Raw genomic sequence first — 14,358 nt, forward strand, 5'->3', positions numbered from 1 at the left:
GAGCCAACCGGTGTGCAGACACCCGCCGGCCGACCGGTGCGACCCGGCGACCGGGGTGCCGGGCCAGGTCAGGCGGGTGCAACAGCGGTCAGGCGAGGTGCCAGCGCTGACCTTCGGGAGTGTCCTCGATGACGACTCCGGCGGCGCCGATCCGGGACCGGATGGAGTCCGCCTCGGTGTAGTCCCGCCGCGACCTGGCGGCCGAACGCAGATCCAACAGCACGCCCATGACAGCGTCGAGCGCCGGGCGCAGCTCCGCACCGGCCGTGGGCCACTGCTCGACCGGGTCGAGCCCCAGGACGCCGAGCATCCGGCGGGTGACGTCGACCCAGCCGGCCAGCTCCCGGCTGTGGGCCTTGGACAGCACCTGATTGCCCCGGCTGACCGCCCCGAAGAGCGCGGCCAGCGCCCGGCCGACAGCCAGGTCGTCGTCCATCGCGGCCGCGAACTCCGCCCAGGCCAGCCCGGGAGTCAGGTCGCCGTTTCCGCAGCCCCCGGGCTGACCGGCGGCGGACTGCTCCCCCACGCTGCCCGGCCGTTGGGTGCCCGTGGCCGAAAGGACCTTGGCCGCCGCCGACACCGGCGCGGAAGCAGCCGCGGCCGGCGCCGCCGCGGCGGCATGCCCGGCGGGAGACACCCCGCGGTCGATCTCGGCGGCGAGCGCAGCCGCCTCCGCCGGCCCGCCCAGAATGTCCAGGGCGTTGCGCACGAAGGTCTCGACCCGGTCGTGGGCCGCGGCGGACTCGTCGAGCGTCTGCGCGCTGTACTCCAGGGAGGAGCGGTAGTGCGCGGAGAGCAGGTGGTACCGCAGCACCTGCGGCCGCACCGCCGCGAGCGCGTCCGTCACGAAGAATGAGTTGCCCAGCGACTTGGACATCTTGGTGCCACCGGTGGTGAGCAGGCCGACGTGCATCCAGTAGTTGGCCATCTCGGCGCCGGTCGGGCCGCCGGCCGCGCAGATCGTCTGCGCCCGCTCGTTCTCGTGGTGGGGGAAGACGAGGTCGAGGCCACCGCCGTGGATGTCGAACTCGGCACCGAGGTACTTGCCCGCCATCGCCGAGCACTCCAGGTGCCAGCCGGGACGGCCGGGGCCCCACGGCGAGGCCCAGGAGGGCTCNCCGGGCTTCGCGGCCTTCCACAGGGCGAAGTCCCGCGGATCGGCCTTCCCGGGCTCGGCCTCCGGGGACGGATGCATCGAGGCGGGGCGTTGGTGGGACAGCGCGCCGTAGTCCGCGAAGGCACCGACGCGGAACCACACCGATCCCGCGCCGGGATAGGCGAACCCACGCTCGACCAGGCCGGAGATCATCTCCAGCATCTCCGGAATGTGGCCGGTGGCCAACGGGGAGATCGTCGGCGGAAGCACGCCCACCGCCCGGTATGCCTCGTCGAAGGCCCTGGTCTGGCGGGTCGCCAGCTCCCAGACGGTGGTGCCGGCCCGGTCGGCGTTCAGAATGATCTTGTCGTCGATGTCGGTGACGTTCTGGACGAAGGTCACCGACAGCCCGCTCTGCGTCAGCCACCGCCGCAGGAGGTCGAAGGCCAGCGCGGTTCGGATGTGGCCTACATGCGGTGGTGACTGGACGGTGGGCCCACACACGTACACGCCCACATGACCGGGGCGCAGCGGCACAAACGGCCGCACGCGCCGGGTGCGCGTGTCATAGAGGCGAAGACCCATCTGTCAAGGGTACGGCCCACCGCCACCGCGACGCCCAAGGGAGGCCCTGGAATCGGTCGCGGCGATTCTCACCCGGTGGTAAGGACACGCTCCGCGACAACCCGGATCACCAGCCTGACCTCGTCCGGGCCGTCCCAGCCGTACGGAGATCCGGTGTACTTGATCGACAGAAGATCGATGAGTTCCTTGCCACCCTCTTCGGACAGCGAGGCCACGCCGCGGATCTCCACGTAGCTGTACGGGTCCCGCTGGTCGAGGAACATCAGCCCGACCCGTGGATCCCGCGCGATGTCCCGTTCCTTCGCCCGGCCCCGCACCGTGGAGAGCAGCAGCTCGTCNCCGTCCCGCGCGACCCACAGGACGGTGAGGCGCGGCGAGCCGTCCGGTCTGATCGTCGCCAGAGTCACGTATGTCGGAGCATCCGTGAGGGCCCTGACCGCCTCGGGAAGCCGCGCCGCCATCACACTCCTCGGAGAGTCACTCACCNGGCACACCCTCTCATCCCCCAGGCACCAACCTACGTCCGATGCCAGTCAGGCATGTCAGGTATCCGTCAGTAGGCGGCGAACACCCGGTGGACGGCCCGCTCTCGCCCGGCGGCCGACGGCGCGGCCGGGGACGGCGGCGATGCCCACGGCACGCCGAACACGGTGAATCCCGGCGCGGAGCCGGGTGCGGAATCTCCGGGTGCGGAAGCTACCGCCNGGTCACGAGCGCGGTGGCGATGGCGGCCAGCCCCTCGCCGCGCCCGGTCAACCCCAGACCGTCGGTCGTCGTCGCGGAGAGGCTCACCGACGCGCCCAGCGCGGCCGACATCGCCTCCTGCGCCTCGACCCGCCGCGCGGCCATCCGCGGGCGGTTGCCCACCACCTGGACGGCGACATTGCCGATCAGCCAGCCGCCCTCGGTGAGCAGGCGCGCGGTCTCCCCCAGCAGCGCGGCTCCGGAGGCACCGGACCACTCCGGGCGGCCGGTGCCGAACACGGCCCCGAGATCGCCGATGCCGGCGGCAGTCAGCAGCGCGTCGCAGGCCGCGTGTGCGGCGACGTCCCCGTCCGAATGCCCGGCGAGCCCGGTCTCTCCCGGCCAGAGCAGGCAGGCGACCCAGCAGTCACGCCCCTGCTCGAACGGGTGCACATCGACACCGTTGCCCACCCGNGGCAGCTGTGGGGCGCTCACCGCTGCCCGTCGCGGGGTACGGAGTTCGCCAGCAGCGCCTCCGCCAGGACCAGATCCGCTGGTCGGGTCACCTTGAACGCCTCCTCGGCGCCGGGGATCGTCGTCACCGGCACTCCCAGAGCTTCGACCAGACCGGCATCGTCGGTGACGGGGAGGTCCCGGTTCGCGTAGGCGGCGCGCAGGACGTCCCGCCGGAAGCCCTGCGGGGTCTGCACCGCGCGCAGCGTGTCCCGAGGTGGCGTCCGCACCACCCGTCCCTCCGCGTCGATCTCCTTGACGGTGTCCGTCAGGGGCAACACGGGGATTACAGCCGGGTGCCCGTCGAGCACCGTGGTCGCGACCGCGTCCACCAGCTTCGCCGGGGTGAGCGGGCGCGCCGCGTCGTGAACGAGGACAACACCGATGTCGTCGTCCAGCGCGTCCAGGGCGATCCGTACCGAGTCGACCCGCTCGGCGCCGCCAGGCACCACCCGCACGCCGGACCCGAGGATCTGCCCGACCACGTCAACCAGGGTCGGCGGTGCCGCGACCACCACCTGGGACACGAGGGTGGACGACAGAAGCGTCTCCACCGCCCGCAACAGCATCGGGCGGCCGGCCAGCGGCCGCAACGCTTTGGGCGTGCCACCACCGAGGCGCTCGCCCCGGCCCGCTGCCGGCACGACCGCCCCTACCCGAGAGTTCACCAACTAAGGCCTCCGCGGCGTCCACGAACAGCCGCCCGGCGGACCCGGGCGGCGTGAGAGGCCCCCGTCCGGGGGCACTCCCACAGGTATGGATATCCGCCGCATCCATGATTCGGTCGGAAACATCAAGCCTTCCGCTGACACTGGACGACGCGCAATACCGTCCGGGTGTCGCCGACCGCACATGCCGGAGTCAGCCGGTTTCAGCCGGCAAGAACCTNGTCGAGCATGGCTTCGGCCTTGTCCTCGTTGGTGCCTTCAGCAAGCGCGAGTTCACTGACGAGAATCTGCCGCGCCTTGCTGAGCATGCGCTTCTCACCCGCGGAAAGACCGCGTTCGCGATCACGCCGCCAAAGATCCCGCACGACCTCGGCGACCTTGTTCACGTCGCCCGAGGCGAGCTTCTCCAGGTTGGCCTTGTAGCGCCGCGACCAGTTGGTCGGCTCCTCCGTGTGTGGGGCGCGCAGCACCTCGAACACGCGCTCCAGGCCGTCCTGACCAACGACATCACGCACGCCGACCATGCCGACGTTGTCGGCTGGAACACGGACAGTGAGGTCGCCCTGGGCAACCTTCAGGACGAGATAAAGTTTTTCTTCACCCTTGATGACGCGCGTTTCAATCGCATCAATCAGAGCAGCACCATGATGCGGGTAAACAACGGTCTCGCCGACTTGGAACGCCATGTGTCACGTGCCCCTTCCGCCTCTACCAGCGTAACACGCACGCATCGCCGCAGGTCAGACGCGCGCGGCCGGCGGGCANGGGGAACAGCGCGAACGTCGNGTTCCGGCCACCCTCCGAGACGGGGAGGTACTGCACGCGACGGACCCGGCACGCGGGCCGACCGGATCGGCGCAGGTCGGGGCCTATCAACGGGCAAGGTGTCCGGTCTGGCGAAACAGATGACGATGCGGCAGAAGTTGTCTGGTTGTTGGTGTCAAGGGCGTGGCGACACTACCGTCACCGCCGGACCGGACCCCGCCGACCCGCCGCAGGTCCGGCGCCGACCCGTCGCGGCGGCCGGGCGTGTCGGGTGGCTGCCGCCGGCCGCCGACGGCCGGGCACCAAGGTCTGACCCGGCCGCCACCGTGGTCACGGCACCATCCGGCGCAGCCCGGCGGGGTCCGCCGGGCCGGAGCACATCCCGGCCGAGCCTCGTGATCATCCGCCCGCCGGCGGCACCCGGGGCGGCCAAGGACCCGCGATCCCCGTGCGCTGCGGCCTTTTCCGAGCGGACCGGCGGGATCCGACCGGCCTCCCCCACCGGTGCCAGGCCCACCCGGGCCCACCCGTTCGCCACCCCACCTTTGCCCGACACAGCGGGCCAGATCATCCGGGCCGCCGCAGCGGGATTCGCATCTGCTTGCGCGGAGCGGGCGCGAAACGCCATGCTCTCGATCGCTCACCCCGTCCACGGCCGGCGCCCCTCCGCCCGCACCACCTGCCGGCCCGCTGCACCACGTGCCTGGTCAGGCCGTTCCGGCCGCGGCCCGTTCCGGTTACAACCGGTCCGGTCCGGCCCGCGGCGACCTCCTCGGCGCCGCCGCGAGAACCGCGCGGCGGCCGGGCTGGAGACGTGCGGGAAGTGTGATGGCATCGGTGTGGGCCGTTCGGGTCAACCACCTGCCGTCCGATTGGTCCGGAGATGTCGAGCCCAACACGCTGGGACGCACATTGCGGGTCGGGGTGGCTAGTGTTAGCCCCGCACCCGCGCCCCGACCTGGGAGTCGCGGGTGACCGGGTGCGCCCGCCGATGTGCCGTGGACGGTCCACAGACCGGGGTTTCCACGGCCCGCATCAGGGCGCGCCGGCCGATGCGGACCCCCGCAGCGGCCACCTGACCGGTCACGACCGTTCGGCACCGACGCGCGAGGCGCGCCGGTCCCTGCGCAGGAGGAGCCACCGAGCCGTGAGCCGCCGTCTGGGTGCTCGTTCCGCGACGTCCCTGGGGACGTCGCCCGCCGATGCCACCGCTTCAGGTGGCCCGAGCCACGCCCCGAAAGCCGGCGCCGACCCGACCGTCGGCCGCCGCGGCCGTACACGTGGCAGGGCCATCGTCGCATCTTCCGCCGCGGCGGCCGCCGTCCTGGCCGCCACTCTCAGCGGCTGCGCGTCCGGGACGGACGCGCTGACCAACGCCGCCCGCACCACGACCAACTCGGTGAGCGGGGCCGTCGGCTCCGTCACCCTCCGGAACGTGTACGTCGCGGGGCCGGCGGAAGAGGGCTCGACCGCACAGATCATCTCCGCGGTGTTCAACGGAGGCGCGGAGGAGGACAGCCTGATCAGTGTGTCGTCCCCGGCCGCCAGTGGCGGCACCGCACCCTCGCCGTCGATCATCCGGCCCGGCGGGGGCAACATCTACATCGCCAACGGGTCGGCGCCGACGCTGACCGGCCTCACCGAGGACCTGGCCGTCGGCGAGGAGATCCCGGTGACGTTCACCTTCGCCAAGTCGGGCAGCGTCACGCTCAACGTGCCGGTCGAGCCGCCCGCTCCCGGGGCCTCGGCCTCGGCGGCGGCCACCGCGCCCGCGGAGCAGTCCACCACGGCGCCGGCGACGGCACCCGCGGCGGGGACGTCCACCGAGGCTGCGTCACCCGCGGCCGGCTCGCCCGAGTCGGCCGCCACCGCGACGCCCGGCTCGGGTGAGCCGGCCGCCCCGGCGCACACCCCCTGACAGCCACGTCCTGACCACCTGCCGGCGGCCGGACCGGCGGACTCCGGGCCGGCGGAATACTGTCGGCCCCGGCAGCTACCGTGACCGGCATGTCCTCTGTTGGTCCCGCGGGTCGCACGGCTGGTGGTCCGGGTCGGGCCTCGTCTCGCGGGGGCGCGAGCTCCCGCAACCCCGCCGGCGGCTTCCGGTGTTCCGCGTGCGAGGCGGAGGCGGTCCGCTGGGCTGGCCGCTGTCCGCGCTGCCAGGCATGGGGAACGCTGGAGACGCTGGCACCCGCTCCCCGGCGCGGCGGCGGGCTGGGCGGTGGGCTGGGCGGCAGCGCCCGGGTGGCCGCCGCGCCGGTGACCGCGCCGGCCACACCGGTCACCGCCGTCGACGCCACGGCCGCTCGCCGGCGCCCCACCGGCATCGACGAGCTTGACCGGGTGCTCGGTGGCGGCCTGGTTCCCGGCGCGGTGATCCTGCTCGCCGGGGAGCCCGGCGTCGGCAAGTCGACCCTGCTGCTGGAGGTCGCCGCCCGCAGCGCCGCCGGTGGTTCGCGCGCGCTCGTGGTGACCGGTGAGGAGTCCGCCGCCCAGGTGCGCCTGCGAGCCGGCCGCACCGGCGCGCTGCACCCCGATCTCTGGCTGGCCGCCGAGACGGACCTGGGCGCGGTACTCACGCACGTCGAGGAGGTGCGCCCGGCGCTGCTCGTCGTCGACTCGGTGCAGACGATCTCCTCCGCCGGCTCCGAGGGCTCGGCCGGCGGTGTGACGCAGGTGCGGGAGGTCACCGGGGCCCTGATCCGGACGGCCAAGGCGCTGGGCCTGGCCACGGTGCTCGTCGGCCATGTCACCAAGGAGGGGGCGGTCGCCGGCCCGCGGCTGCTCGAGCACCTGGTGGACGTCGTCCTGCACTTCGAGGGCGAGCGGCACTCGACGCTGCGCCTGGTGCGCGCCGGCAAGAACCGGTACGGCCCGGCGGACGAGGTGGGCTGCTTCGAGATGCACGATTCCGGCATCCGCGAGGTCGCCGACCCCAGCGGGCTGTTCCTCTCCCGGTCGGGCGGCGCCGGCCCGACCTCGGTGCCCGGCACCTGCGTCACCGTGACGGTCGAGGGCCGCCGGCCGCTCGTCGCCGAGGTGCAGGCGCTGGTGGCCGAGGCGTCGGCACAGGTGCCGCGCCGGGCGGTCTCCGGGCTCGACGCGGCGCGGGTGGCGATGATCCTCGCCGTGGTGGAGCGGCGGGCCCGGGTCCGCTTCGGCCGCGCCGACGTCTACACCGCCACGGTGGGTGGTGTCCGGCTCGCCGAGCCCGCCGCGGATCTCGCCGTGGCCCTGGCCACCGTGAGCGCCGCGCGGGACCGCCCACTGCCGGGCGATCTCGTCGCGATCGGGGAGGTCGGTCTCGCGGGCGAGGTACGGGCAGTCGGCGCGGTGCGGCAGCGGCTGGCCGCGGCCGCCCGGCTCGGATTCCGGCGTGCGCTGGTTCCGGTCGGTTCCGGCGAGGCACCGGANGGGTTGACCGCGCAGGAAGTGCCGGACCTTATCGCTGCCATTGCGCACATGTACGACGAATGAACCGGCTTTGACGATTGCCGGATATGGTGAGATCGCGTTGAGGCTACGCTCATCCACCCGGGCCTACCGATACCATCGGGGTGACGAGCACGACACGATGGAGGCGTTCGGCGGACAGGACGTCGAAGAACTACGAGGGAGCCTGATGGCAGGACCACCCGGGGATGACATCTTCCGGGCGACACTCGCCGCGGTCGCGCCCGGAACTCCGTTCCGTGACGGTCTTGAGCGCATCCTGCGTGGTCACACCNGAGCGCTGATTGTGCTCGGCCACGACAAGGTGGTCGAGGGACTGTGCACGGGTGGCTTCGAGTTCGACGTGGAGTTCTCCGCCACCCGCCTGCGTGAGCTGGCGAAGATGGACGGCGCGATCGTGCTCTCCTCCGACCTCGCCCGCATCGTCCGGGCCGCGGTGCACCTGGTGCCCGACCCGACGGTCCCGACCGAGGAGTCCGGCACCCGGCACCGGACGGCGGAGCGGGTCGCCAAGCAGACCGGCTTCCCGGTGATCTCGGTGAGCCAGTCCATGCACATCATCGCCCTCTACGTGGCGGGGCGCCGCTACGTGCTCGACGGGGCGGCGGCCNTCCTCTCCCGCGCCAACCAGGCCCTGGCCACCCTCGAACGCTACAAACTGCGGCTCGACGAGGTGGCCGGGACGCTGTCGGCCCTGGAGATCGAGGACCTTGTCACCGTCCGTGACGCCATCTCGGTGAGTCAGCGTCTCGAGATGGTCCGCCGGATCGCGGACGAGATCGAAAGTTACGTGGTCGAGCTCGGCACCGACGGCCGGCTGCTGTCGCTGCAGCTCGAGGAGCTGATGGCCGGCGTCGAGACGGAGCNGGAGCTCACCGTCCGCGACTACCTGCCGGTCGGCNCCCGCGCGGGCACGGCGACGCAGGTTCTGACGGAGCTGTCGGCCATGACCCCGACCGACCTGCTTGATCTCACCGTGATCGCGCGGGTGATCGGTTTCTCCGGCGGGGCCGACATTCTCGACCGCCAGATCAGCCCACGCGGCTACCGGATGCTGGCCAAGGTTCCGCGCCTGCCCCGGATGGTCGTCGACCGGCTCGTGGACCACTTCGGAACCCTGCAGAAGCTGCTCGCGGCCGGGGTCGATGATCTCCAGATGGTGGACGGGGTGGGTGAGACCCGGGCACGGACCGTCCGCGAAGGGCTGTCCCGACTCGCCGAGTCGAGCATCCTCGAACGCTACGTGTAGCCCGGCCGGATCTCCTTCTCCGGCGGCGGTCCGGATGGCGGCGGTCACAACTTTCCCAGCGCATTGTCCGCACCGTGCGAGAATCCATTTCCCTGAATTTCGCGGCGCCGAATCGTCGCCGGCCGAACGGTAAACCGCGGCCCGCGGCGCGGGAGATCAGCACACCGATCTCACCGGCAGCGGCAGGTCCCCCGGTCGTCGAGCCCGCCGTCCCGCCGGGCGCGGGTGCCACGGCCCCGGCAGCGACCCCGATACCGGGATGACACGATGACCACGATGATGACGACATCGATGACGGCGGCAGCCGCGGGCCAGGCGGCCGCGGGCTCCGTGCTCGCGGATCTGGTGGTGGACTGGTTCGGCGCCCATGCCCGGGAGCTGCCCTGGCGCCGTCCGGAGACCGGTCCGTGGGGCGTACTCGTCAGCGAGGTCATGTTGCAGCAGACCCCGGTGCACCGCGTCCTGCCCGTCTGGGAGGCCTGGCTGCTGCGGTGGCCCCTCCCCGCTGACCTCGCCGCCCAGCCCGCCGGCGAGGCCGTCCGGGAATGGGGCCGGCTTGGCTACCCGCGGCGGGCGCTGCGGCTGCACCAGGCTGCGACGGCGATCGTCGAACGGCACGGCGGGTCCGTACCCGACCAGCTCGACGACCTGCTGGCACTGCCCGGCGTCGGGAGCTACACCGCCCGGGCGGTCGCCGCCTTCGCCTTCCGGCAGCGCCACCCCGTCATCGACGTCAACGTGCGGCGCTTCGTCGCGCGGGCGGTGGAAGGGGTGGCCGAGGGCCCGGCCGCAGTCGCCAGGCGCGATCTGGAGCTGGTGGCGGGCCTGCTGCCGGCCGACCCGGAAACGGCCGCGAGGGCGAGCGCGGCGTTCATGGAGCTGGGCGCCCTGGTGTGTGTGGCCCGGGCACCCCGCTGCGGCGCGTGCCCCGTCCTGGGGCACTGCGCGTGGACGGCCGCCGGTAGCCCGCCGTCGACGGGCCCGGCCCGGCGCCCCCAGGGCTATGCCGGCACTGACCGCCAGGTCCGCGGCCGGCTGCTCGCCGTGCTCCGGGACGCCACCGACCCGGTCGGGCAGTCACTGCTGGACCAGGTGTGGGACGAACCGGTGCAGCGCGGGCGGGCGCTCGCCGGACTGATCGCGGACGGGCTGGTCGTCGAGTGCGCCCCGGGCGTCTACAGCCTGCCGACCTGAGCTGGCTCGCCGCCGGCCGCCCGGAGCAGCCGCCGCGGGGTGGACGCGGCCGGTCAGCCCGGGTACGGCGCGCGGAAGCGATAGCCGATCCCGCGGATGCTCTCTATCAGCGGTGGCCCGCCGTCGACGAGCGCGCCGGCGGCCGGATGGCCGGCCGGCACACCTGAACCGCCCACCCGCTGGAAGGGAGCGGGGTCCCCCAGCCGGCGGCGCAGCCTGCGCACGTGCACGGCCAGGGTGTTCGGGTCGGTGTCCGGCGAGCCCCAGACCTCTGCGAGCAGTGTCTCGCGGGTGACGACCCGCCCGGCATGCCCGAGCAGGAGCCGCAGGAGCCGGAACTCCCGCGGAGGCATGTGCACGGCCCGGCCGTCGACCGTCACCTCGTGCGCGTCGACGTCGAGCACGACCGGGCCTGAGCGCAGCAGGCCGCGAGGCACCGTGCCGACCACGTCGGACCCGCCCGACACCTCGTGCGGGCCAGCCGGGCCCGGGCCCGGGGCCCCCGGCACACCCGGCAGGAACGGCGGGCGGGCCGAGCCGGCGGCCGCGCCGACCATCGCCAGCAACTCGTGTACGCGGTAGGGCTTGCCGACGCAGGCACTCGCACCGGCGTCGAGCGCGGCAGCGGCCTGCGTGCGGTCACCGGGACCCACCGCGAACAGGATCGGCGTGGCGGTGCGCCCCGCTGCCGACCGGACCGTACGGATCACCGTCACCCCGTCGACGACCGGGAGGCCGGCGGCCAGCAGCACCGCGGAGGGTGCGAGCCGCCCGATCTCCAGGAGGGCCAGCGCACCGTCCGCGACGACCGTGACCTCCACACCCTGCTCCCGCAGCACCGGCAGCAGCTCGTCGTCCGCCTCGCTGTCGGCGATGAGCAGCGACGGGCCGCGACCCGGACCGGGCCCCGGCGGGGTCGGCACGGCGGGCATCCCGAGCGGCCCGGCCGCCCGAGTGTCTGGAGGTCTCAGCCGAACCGCCCGGAGACGTAGTCCTCGGTCCGCTTCTCCTTCGGGTTGCTGAAAATCTGCGAGGTCTTGTCGAACTCCACCAGCCGGCCGGGGTCCCCGGTCTTCTCCAGGGAGAAGAAGGCGGTCGTCTCACTCACCCGGGAGGCCTGCTGCATGTTGTGCGTGACGATCACGATCGTGTAGCTGGACCGGAGCTTGTGGATCAGATCCTCGATCGCCAGCGTCGAGATGGGGTCGAGCGCCGAGCACGGCTCGTCCATCAGGAGCACCTGAGGCTCCACGGCGATGGCGCGGGCGATGCACAGCCGCTGCTGCTGGCCACCCGACAGACCGGCGCCGGGCCGGCCCAGCCGGTCCTTGACCTCGTCCCAGAGGTTCGCTCCCCGCAGCGACTGCTCGACCCGCTCGTCCAGCAGGGACTTCTTGCGGATTCCGTTCAGCTTCAGCCCGGCGACGACGTTCTCGTAGATCGACATCGTCGGGAACGGGTTCGGCCGCTGGAAGACCATGCCGACGTTCCGGCGGACGTTGACCGGGTCGACACCGGGAGCGTAGAGGTCCTCGCCGTCGAGTAGGACCTTGCCCTCCACCCGGGCCCCGGGAAGTACCTCGTGCATGCGGTTGAGCGTTCGCAGAACGGTCGACTTCCCGCATCCCGACGGCCCGATGAAGGCCGTCACGCTCTTCGGTTCGATCGACAGGTCAACATCCGCTACGGCCTTGAACTTCCCGTAGTAGGCGGTCAGCCCGGAGATGTCGATACGGGTGGCCATGGCTACCTCGACTCAGCTTGTAGTGCGGTCGGTCGTTTCGTGGCGGAAAGACGGGTCACTGCGGTCGGCACGGCCCGGACGGATTCCGGGTGGTGCCGGCGGACGACGGCGGCCACCNGGTGCTACCTGATCGTTGCGCGGCGGGCGACAAGCCGGGCTACCAGGTTGAGCAACATGATGATGATAATCAGCGACAGCGCCGCCGCCCAAGCCCTGTCAATCGCGGTCTGCTGCGGCTGTCCGGCCTGCGAGTAGATGTAGAGCGGCAGCGCCGACTGCTCACCGGAGAACGGATTGAAGTTGATCGAGTTGGTGCCGAAAACCGTGAGCAGCAGCGGCGCCGTCTCACCGGCGACGCGGGCCACCGCCAGCATGACGCCGGTTACGATCCCGGGAAGCGCGGTCGGGAGAACGACCTTGAGAATCGTCCGCCAGCGGGCCACGCCCAGCGCGTAGCTGGCCTCCCGGAGCTCGTCCGGAACAAGTTTCAGCATTTCCTCGGCCGAGCGCACGACCACCGGGACCATGAGGATCGCGAGCGCCAGTGCACCGGCGAAACCCGAGAATCCCTGCCCGAGCGCGAGAATCCAGAAGCTGAGCACGAACAGGCCGGCGATGATCGACGGCAGGCCGGTCAGGACGTCGACGAAGAAGCTGATAACCCGGCTGACCCGGCCACGGCCGTACTCGACCAGGTAGATGGCGACGAGCAGTCCGAACGGGACCGCGATGAGGCTCGCCAGGGCGACCTGCTCCAGGGTTCCGACGATGGCGTGGTAGATGCCGCCGGCGGCGCTGCGCGCCCCGACGCCACGCATCGAATGCGTCAGGAAGTTCATGTTGAGCCGGTCCGCGCCGCGCACGATGACGGACCCCAGCACGGCGACCAGCGGGATGAGCGCCAGCAGGAACGACCCGAAGACCAGGGTGGTGACCAGGCGGTCCCGCGCGCGCCGCCCGCCCTCGACGACGACCGACGCGATGGCCTGGCCGGCCGAGAAAAGGAGCACCGCGATCAGGACGAACTGGATCCGGCTGTGGATCGACGTCACCAGATAGAGCAGTCCGGTGAGCACGACGGCACCGGCGGCGATGGCGGCGAGCGCCGGGCGGCCGAGGGTCCGCCCCCGAAGGTTCAGCGGGTGTCGATCGACCGGGGCGGCCGGAATGGTCGCGGTACTCACGCGGCCCGCCCCGAGAACTCGCTTCTCCGTGCGATGACTGCCCGAGCGACCATGTTGACCACCATCGTGACGACGAACAGAACGAGGCCGGACGCGATGAGCGCGCCCTTGCCGATGTCGTTGGCCTCGCCGAAGCTGTTCGCGACGTTGGCCGCGATCGTGTTTCCGGCCGGCGTCAGGATCTTCCAGGAGATGTCGAACGAGGCGGGCAGGACGAGAGCCACCGCGATCGTCTCACCCATCGCGCGGCCGAGGCCGAGCATCGAGGCGCTGATGACACCGGGCTTGCCGTAGGGGATGACCGCGGTCTGGATCATTTCCCAGCGGGTCGCGCCCAGGGCGAGCGCCGCCTCCCGGTGGGAGGTGGGAACCTGCGCGAAGACCTCTCGGGAGATCGCCGCGACGATGGGGAGAATCATGATCGCGAGGACGACCCCAGCCAGGAGGATCGAACGGCCGACGGCCCCGCCGCCCGTGTCGAAGAACGGGATNCAGCCGAAGTAGTCGGCGAGCCAGGACTGCGTCCCGTTGAAGTGGGGGGCCAGGACGAGCAGCCCCCACAGGCCGTAGATGACGCTGGGCACAGCCGCGAGAAGGTCCACGAGGTAGCCGAGCCCGGCAGCGATCCGCCGNGGTGCGTAGATCGTGGTGAAGAGTGCGATTCCCACCGCTACCGGCACCGCGATCAGGAGCGCGATCACCGCGCTGATCAGCGTGCCGAAGAGAAGGGCCGCGACGCCGAAGTAGGGCTCGGCGGCGTTGGGGCGCCATGCCTCGGTGGTGAAGAAGTTGGCGGTGTTGGCGCGCAGCGCGTCACTCGCCCGCAGCACCAGGAAGGTCGCGATCAGCGCGATGAGAATCAGCAGGCCGATGCCGGCGGCCCGGGCCAGGTTCTTGAAGGCCGTGTCGACCAGGCCCACCTTCGGCGAGCCGGCGGGCTCCGGCGTGCCGGCCGGCTCCGGCGTGCCGGCCGCTGGGGGTTCGTGTTCGAGGCCCTCGACCAACACCGTGTCGCCTGCCCCCGCGGCCGTGGACGGTGCCAGTTCAGCCGTGGTCCGCGGGACCGGCGGCTGCTGCGAACCGGTCCCCCGTGGCCCGGCGTCGGCCGGGCTGTCCGGCTCCTTCGTCATCCGTACCTACCTCGACTCTTCCTCCCTCGGGGGTCGCCGCGCCTTCCGCGGCCGGCTGGCCGGGAATCCACGGCGACCCGGAGTACCACGGCT

At 72.1% G+C, this 14,358-nt stretch carries 11 protein-coding genes and 10 pseudogenes; 8 read left to right on the top strand and 13 right to left on the bottom strand.

All coding sequences use genetic code 11. The features are described 5' to 3' along the window. Positions 1 to 88: 88 nt before the first annotated feature. The 7 genes and pseudogenes from UG55_RS33535 to UG55_RS07950 form a co-directional block, all read right to left on the bottom strand. A partial coding sequence (locus UG55_RS33535; RefSeq protein WP_242423965.1) for a DALR domain-containing protein occupies positions 89 to 1,117 on the bottom strand: 1,029 nt, incomplete at its 5' end. 1 nt (position 1,118) lies between these two features. Beyond that, positions 1,119 to 1,681 (bottom strand): annotated as a pseudogene (locus UG55_RS33540) (class I tRNA ligase family protein); the annotation flags it as partial. A gap of 68 nt (positions 1,682 to 1,749) precedes the next feature. Further along, positions 1,750 to 2,019, bottom strand: a 270-nt coding sequence (locus UG55_RS07935) for a pyridoxamine 5'-phosphate oxidase family protein (RefSeq protein WP_242423966.1), incomplete at its 5' end; no start/stop codon positions are given. A gap of 1 nt (position 2,020) precedes the next feature. Further along, a pseudogene (locus UG55_RS33545) lies at positions 2,021 to 2,142 on the bottom strand (pyridoxamine 5'-phosphate oxidase family protein); the annotation flags it as partial. 244 nt (positions 2,143 to 2,386) lie between these two features. Beyond that, positions 2,387 to 2,839: pseudogene (ispF, locus tag UG55_RS07940) on the bottom strand (2-C-methyl-D-erythritol 2,4-cyclodiphosphate synthase); the annotation flags it as partial. A 17-nt stretch (positions 2,840 to 2,856) separates the two neighbouring features. After that, positions 2,857 to 3,546, bottom strand: coding sequence for a 2-C-methyl-D-erythritol 4-phosphate cytidylyltransferase (gene ispD, locus UG55_RS07945; RefSeq protein WP_066065062.1), 690 nt, complete (start codon positions 3,544 to 3,546; stop codon positions 2,857 to 2,859). 221 nt (positions 3,547 to 3,767) lie between these two features. Next, positions 3,768 to 4,232: pseudogene (locus UG55_RS07950) on the bottom strand (CarD family transcriptional regulator); the annotation flags it as partial. 1,226 nt (positions 4,233 to 5,458) lie between these two features. Here UG55_RS07950 and UG55_RS07955 point away from each other — a divergent pair. The 8 genes and pseudogenes from UG55_RS07955 (at position 5,459) to UG55_RS07970 (ending at position 10,207) form a co-directional block, all read left to right on the top strand. Continuing rightward, the gene (locus UG55_RS07955; protein ID WP_066065069.1) at positions 5,459 to 6,229 is read left to right on the top strand and encodes a hypothetical protein; all 771 of its coding nucleotides are present in this window, start codon (positions 5,459 to 5,461) and stop codon (positions 6,227 to 6,229) included. A gap of 89 nt (positions 6,230 to 6,318) precedes the next feature. Next, positions 6,319 to 7,724, top strand: a 1,406-nt coding sequence (gene radA / locus UG55_RS07960) for a DNA repair protein RadA (protein ID WP_242423967.1), incomplete at its 3' end; no start/stop codon positions are given. A 1-nt stretch (position 7,725) separates the two neighbouring features. Beyond that, positions 7,726 to 7,788: pseudogene (locus UG55_RS45200) on the top strand (hypothetical protein); the annotation flags it as partial. A gap of 145 nt (positions 7,789 to 7,933) precedes the next feature. Next, positions 7,934 to 8,038 (top strand): hypothetical protein (locus UG55_RS33550; RefSeq protein ID WP_242423998.1); only part of this gene is annotated, 105 nt, incomplete at its 3' end. 1 nt (position 8,039) lies between these two features. Further along, a pseudogene (locus tag UG55_RS33555) lies at positions 8,040 to 8,374 on the top strand (diadenylate cyclase); the annotation flags it as partial. 1 nt (position 8,375) lies between these two features. Further along, positions 8,376 to 8,630: pseudogene (locus UG55_RS33560) on the top strand (DNA integrity scanning protein DisA); the annotation flags it as partial. Between the two features lie 36 nt (positions 8,631 to 8,666). Then, positions 8,667 to 9,013: pseudogene (locus tag UG55_RS33570) on the top strand (helix-hairpin-helix domain-containing protein); the annotation flags it as partial. Positions 9,014 to 9,289: 276 nt separating this feature from the next. Continuing rightward, positions 9,290 to 10,207: an A/G-specific adenine glycosylase gene (locus tag UG55_RS07970; protein ID WP_066065264.1), complete on the top strand. Its 918-nt coding sequence runs from the start codon at positions 9,290 to 9,292 to the stop codon at positions 10,205 to 10,207. A 53-nt stretch (positions 10,208 to 10,260) separates the two neighbouring features. Here UG55_RS07970 and UG55_RS07975 read toward each other — a convergent pair whose 3' ends face one another. The 6 genes and pseudogenes from UG55_RS07975 to UG55_RS33585 all read right to left on the bottom strand — a co-directional run. Then, on the bottom strand, positions 10,261 to 11,139 hold the full coding sequence (locus tag UG55_RS07975; RefSeq protein WP_066065078.1) for a response regulator transcription factor: 879 nt from the start codon (positions 11,137 to 11,139) through the stop codon (positions 10,261 to 10,263). Positions 11,140 to 11,174: 35 nt separating this feature from the next. After that, entirely contained in the window at positions 11,175 to 11,951 is a 777-nt protein-coding gene (pstB, locus tag UG55_RS07980) for a phosphate ABC transporter ATP-binding protein PstB (protein WP_066065081.1), read from the bottom strand. Positions 11,952 to 12,073: 122 nt separating this feature from the next. Next, the gene (pstA, locus tag UG55_RS07985; RefSeq protein WP_066065084.1) at positions 12,074 to 13,135 is read right to left on the bottom strand and encodes a phosphate ABC transporter permease PstA; all 1,062 of its coding nucleotides are present in this window, start codon (positions 13,133 to 13,135) and stop codon (positions 12,074 to 12,076) included. Beyond that, positions 13,132 to 13,626: PstC family ABC transporter permease (locus tag UG55_RS33575; protein WP_242423969.1), on the bottom strand; the 495-nt coding region annotated here is incomplete at its 5' end. The genes pstA and UG55_RS33575, both read right to left, overlap by 4 nt. 1 nt (position 13,627) lies before the next feature. After that, positions 13,628 to 13,767 (bottom strand): annotated as a pseudogene (locus UG55_RS33580) (phosphate ABC transporter permease subunit PstC); the annotation flags it as partial. A gap of 1 nt (position 13,768) precedes the next feature. After that, a pseudogene (locus tag UG55_RS33585) lies at positions 13,769 to 14,265 on the bottom strand (phosphate ABC transporter permease subunit PstC); the annotation flags it as partial. Between the last annotated feature and the right edge of the window lie 93 nt (positions 14,266 to 14,358).

It is taken from the genome of Frankia sp. EI5c, assembly GCF_001636565.1.
Taxonomy (GTDB): Bacteria; Actinomycetota; Actinomycetes; order Frankiales; family Frankiaceae; genus Parafrankia.

Excerpts from the sequence above, each read along its gene's own strand:
- UG55_RS07975 (WP_066065078.1), bottom strand. The coding sequence starts at position 11,139 with ATGCCCGCCGTGCCGACCCCGCCGGGGCCCGGTCCGGGTCGCGGCCCG.
- UG55_RS07970 (WP_066065264.1), top strand. The coding sequence starts at position 9,290 with ATGATGACGACATCGATGACGGCGGCAGCCGCGGGCCAGGCGGCCGCG.
- pstB (WP_066065081.1), bottom strand. The coding sequence starts at position 11,951 with ATGGCCACCCGTATCGACATCTCCGGGCTGACCGCCTACTACGGGAAG.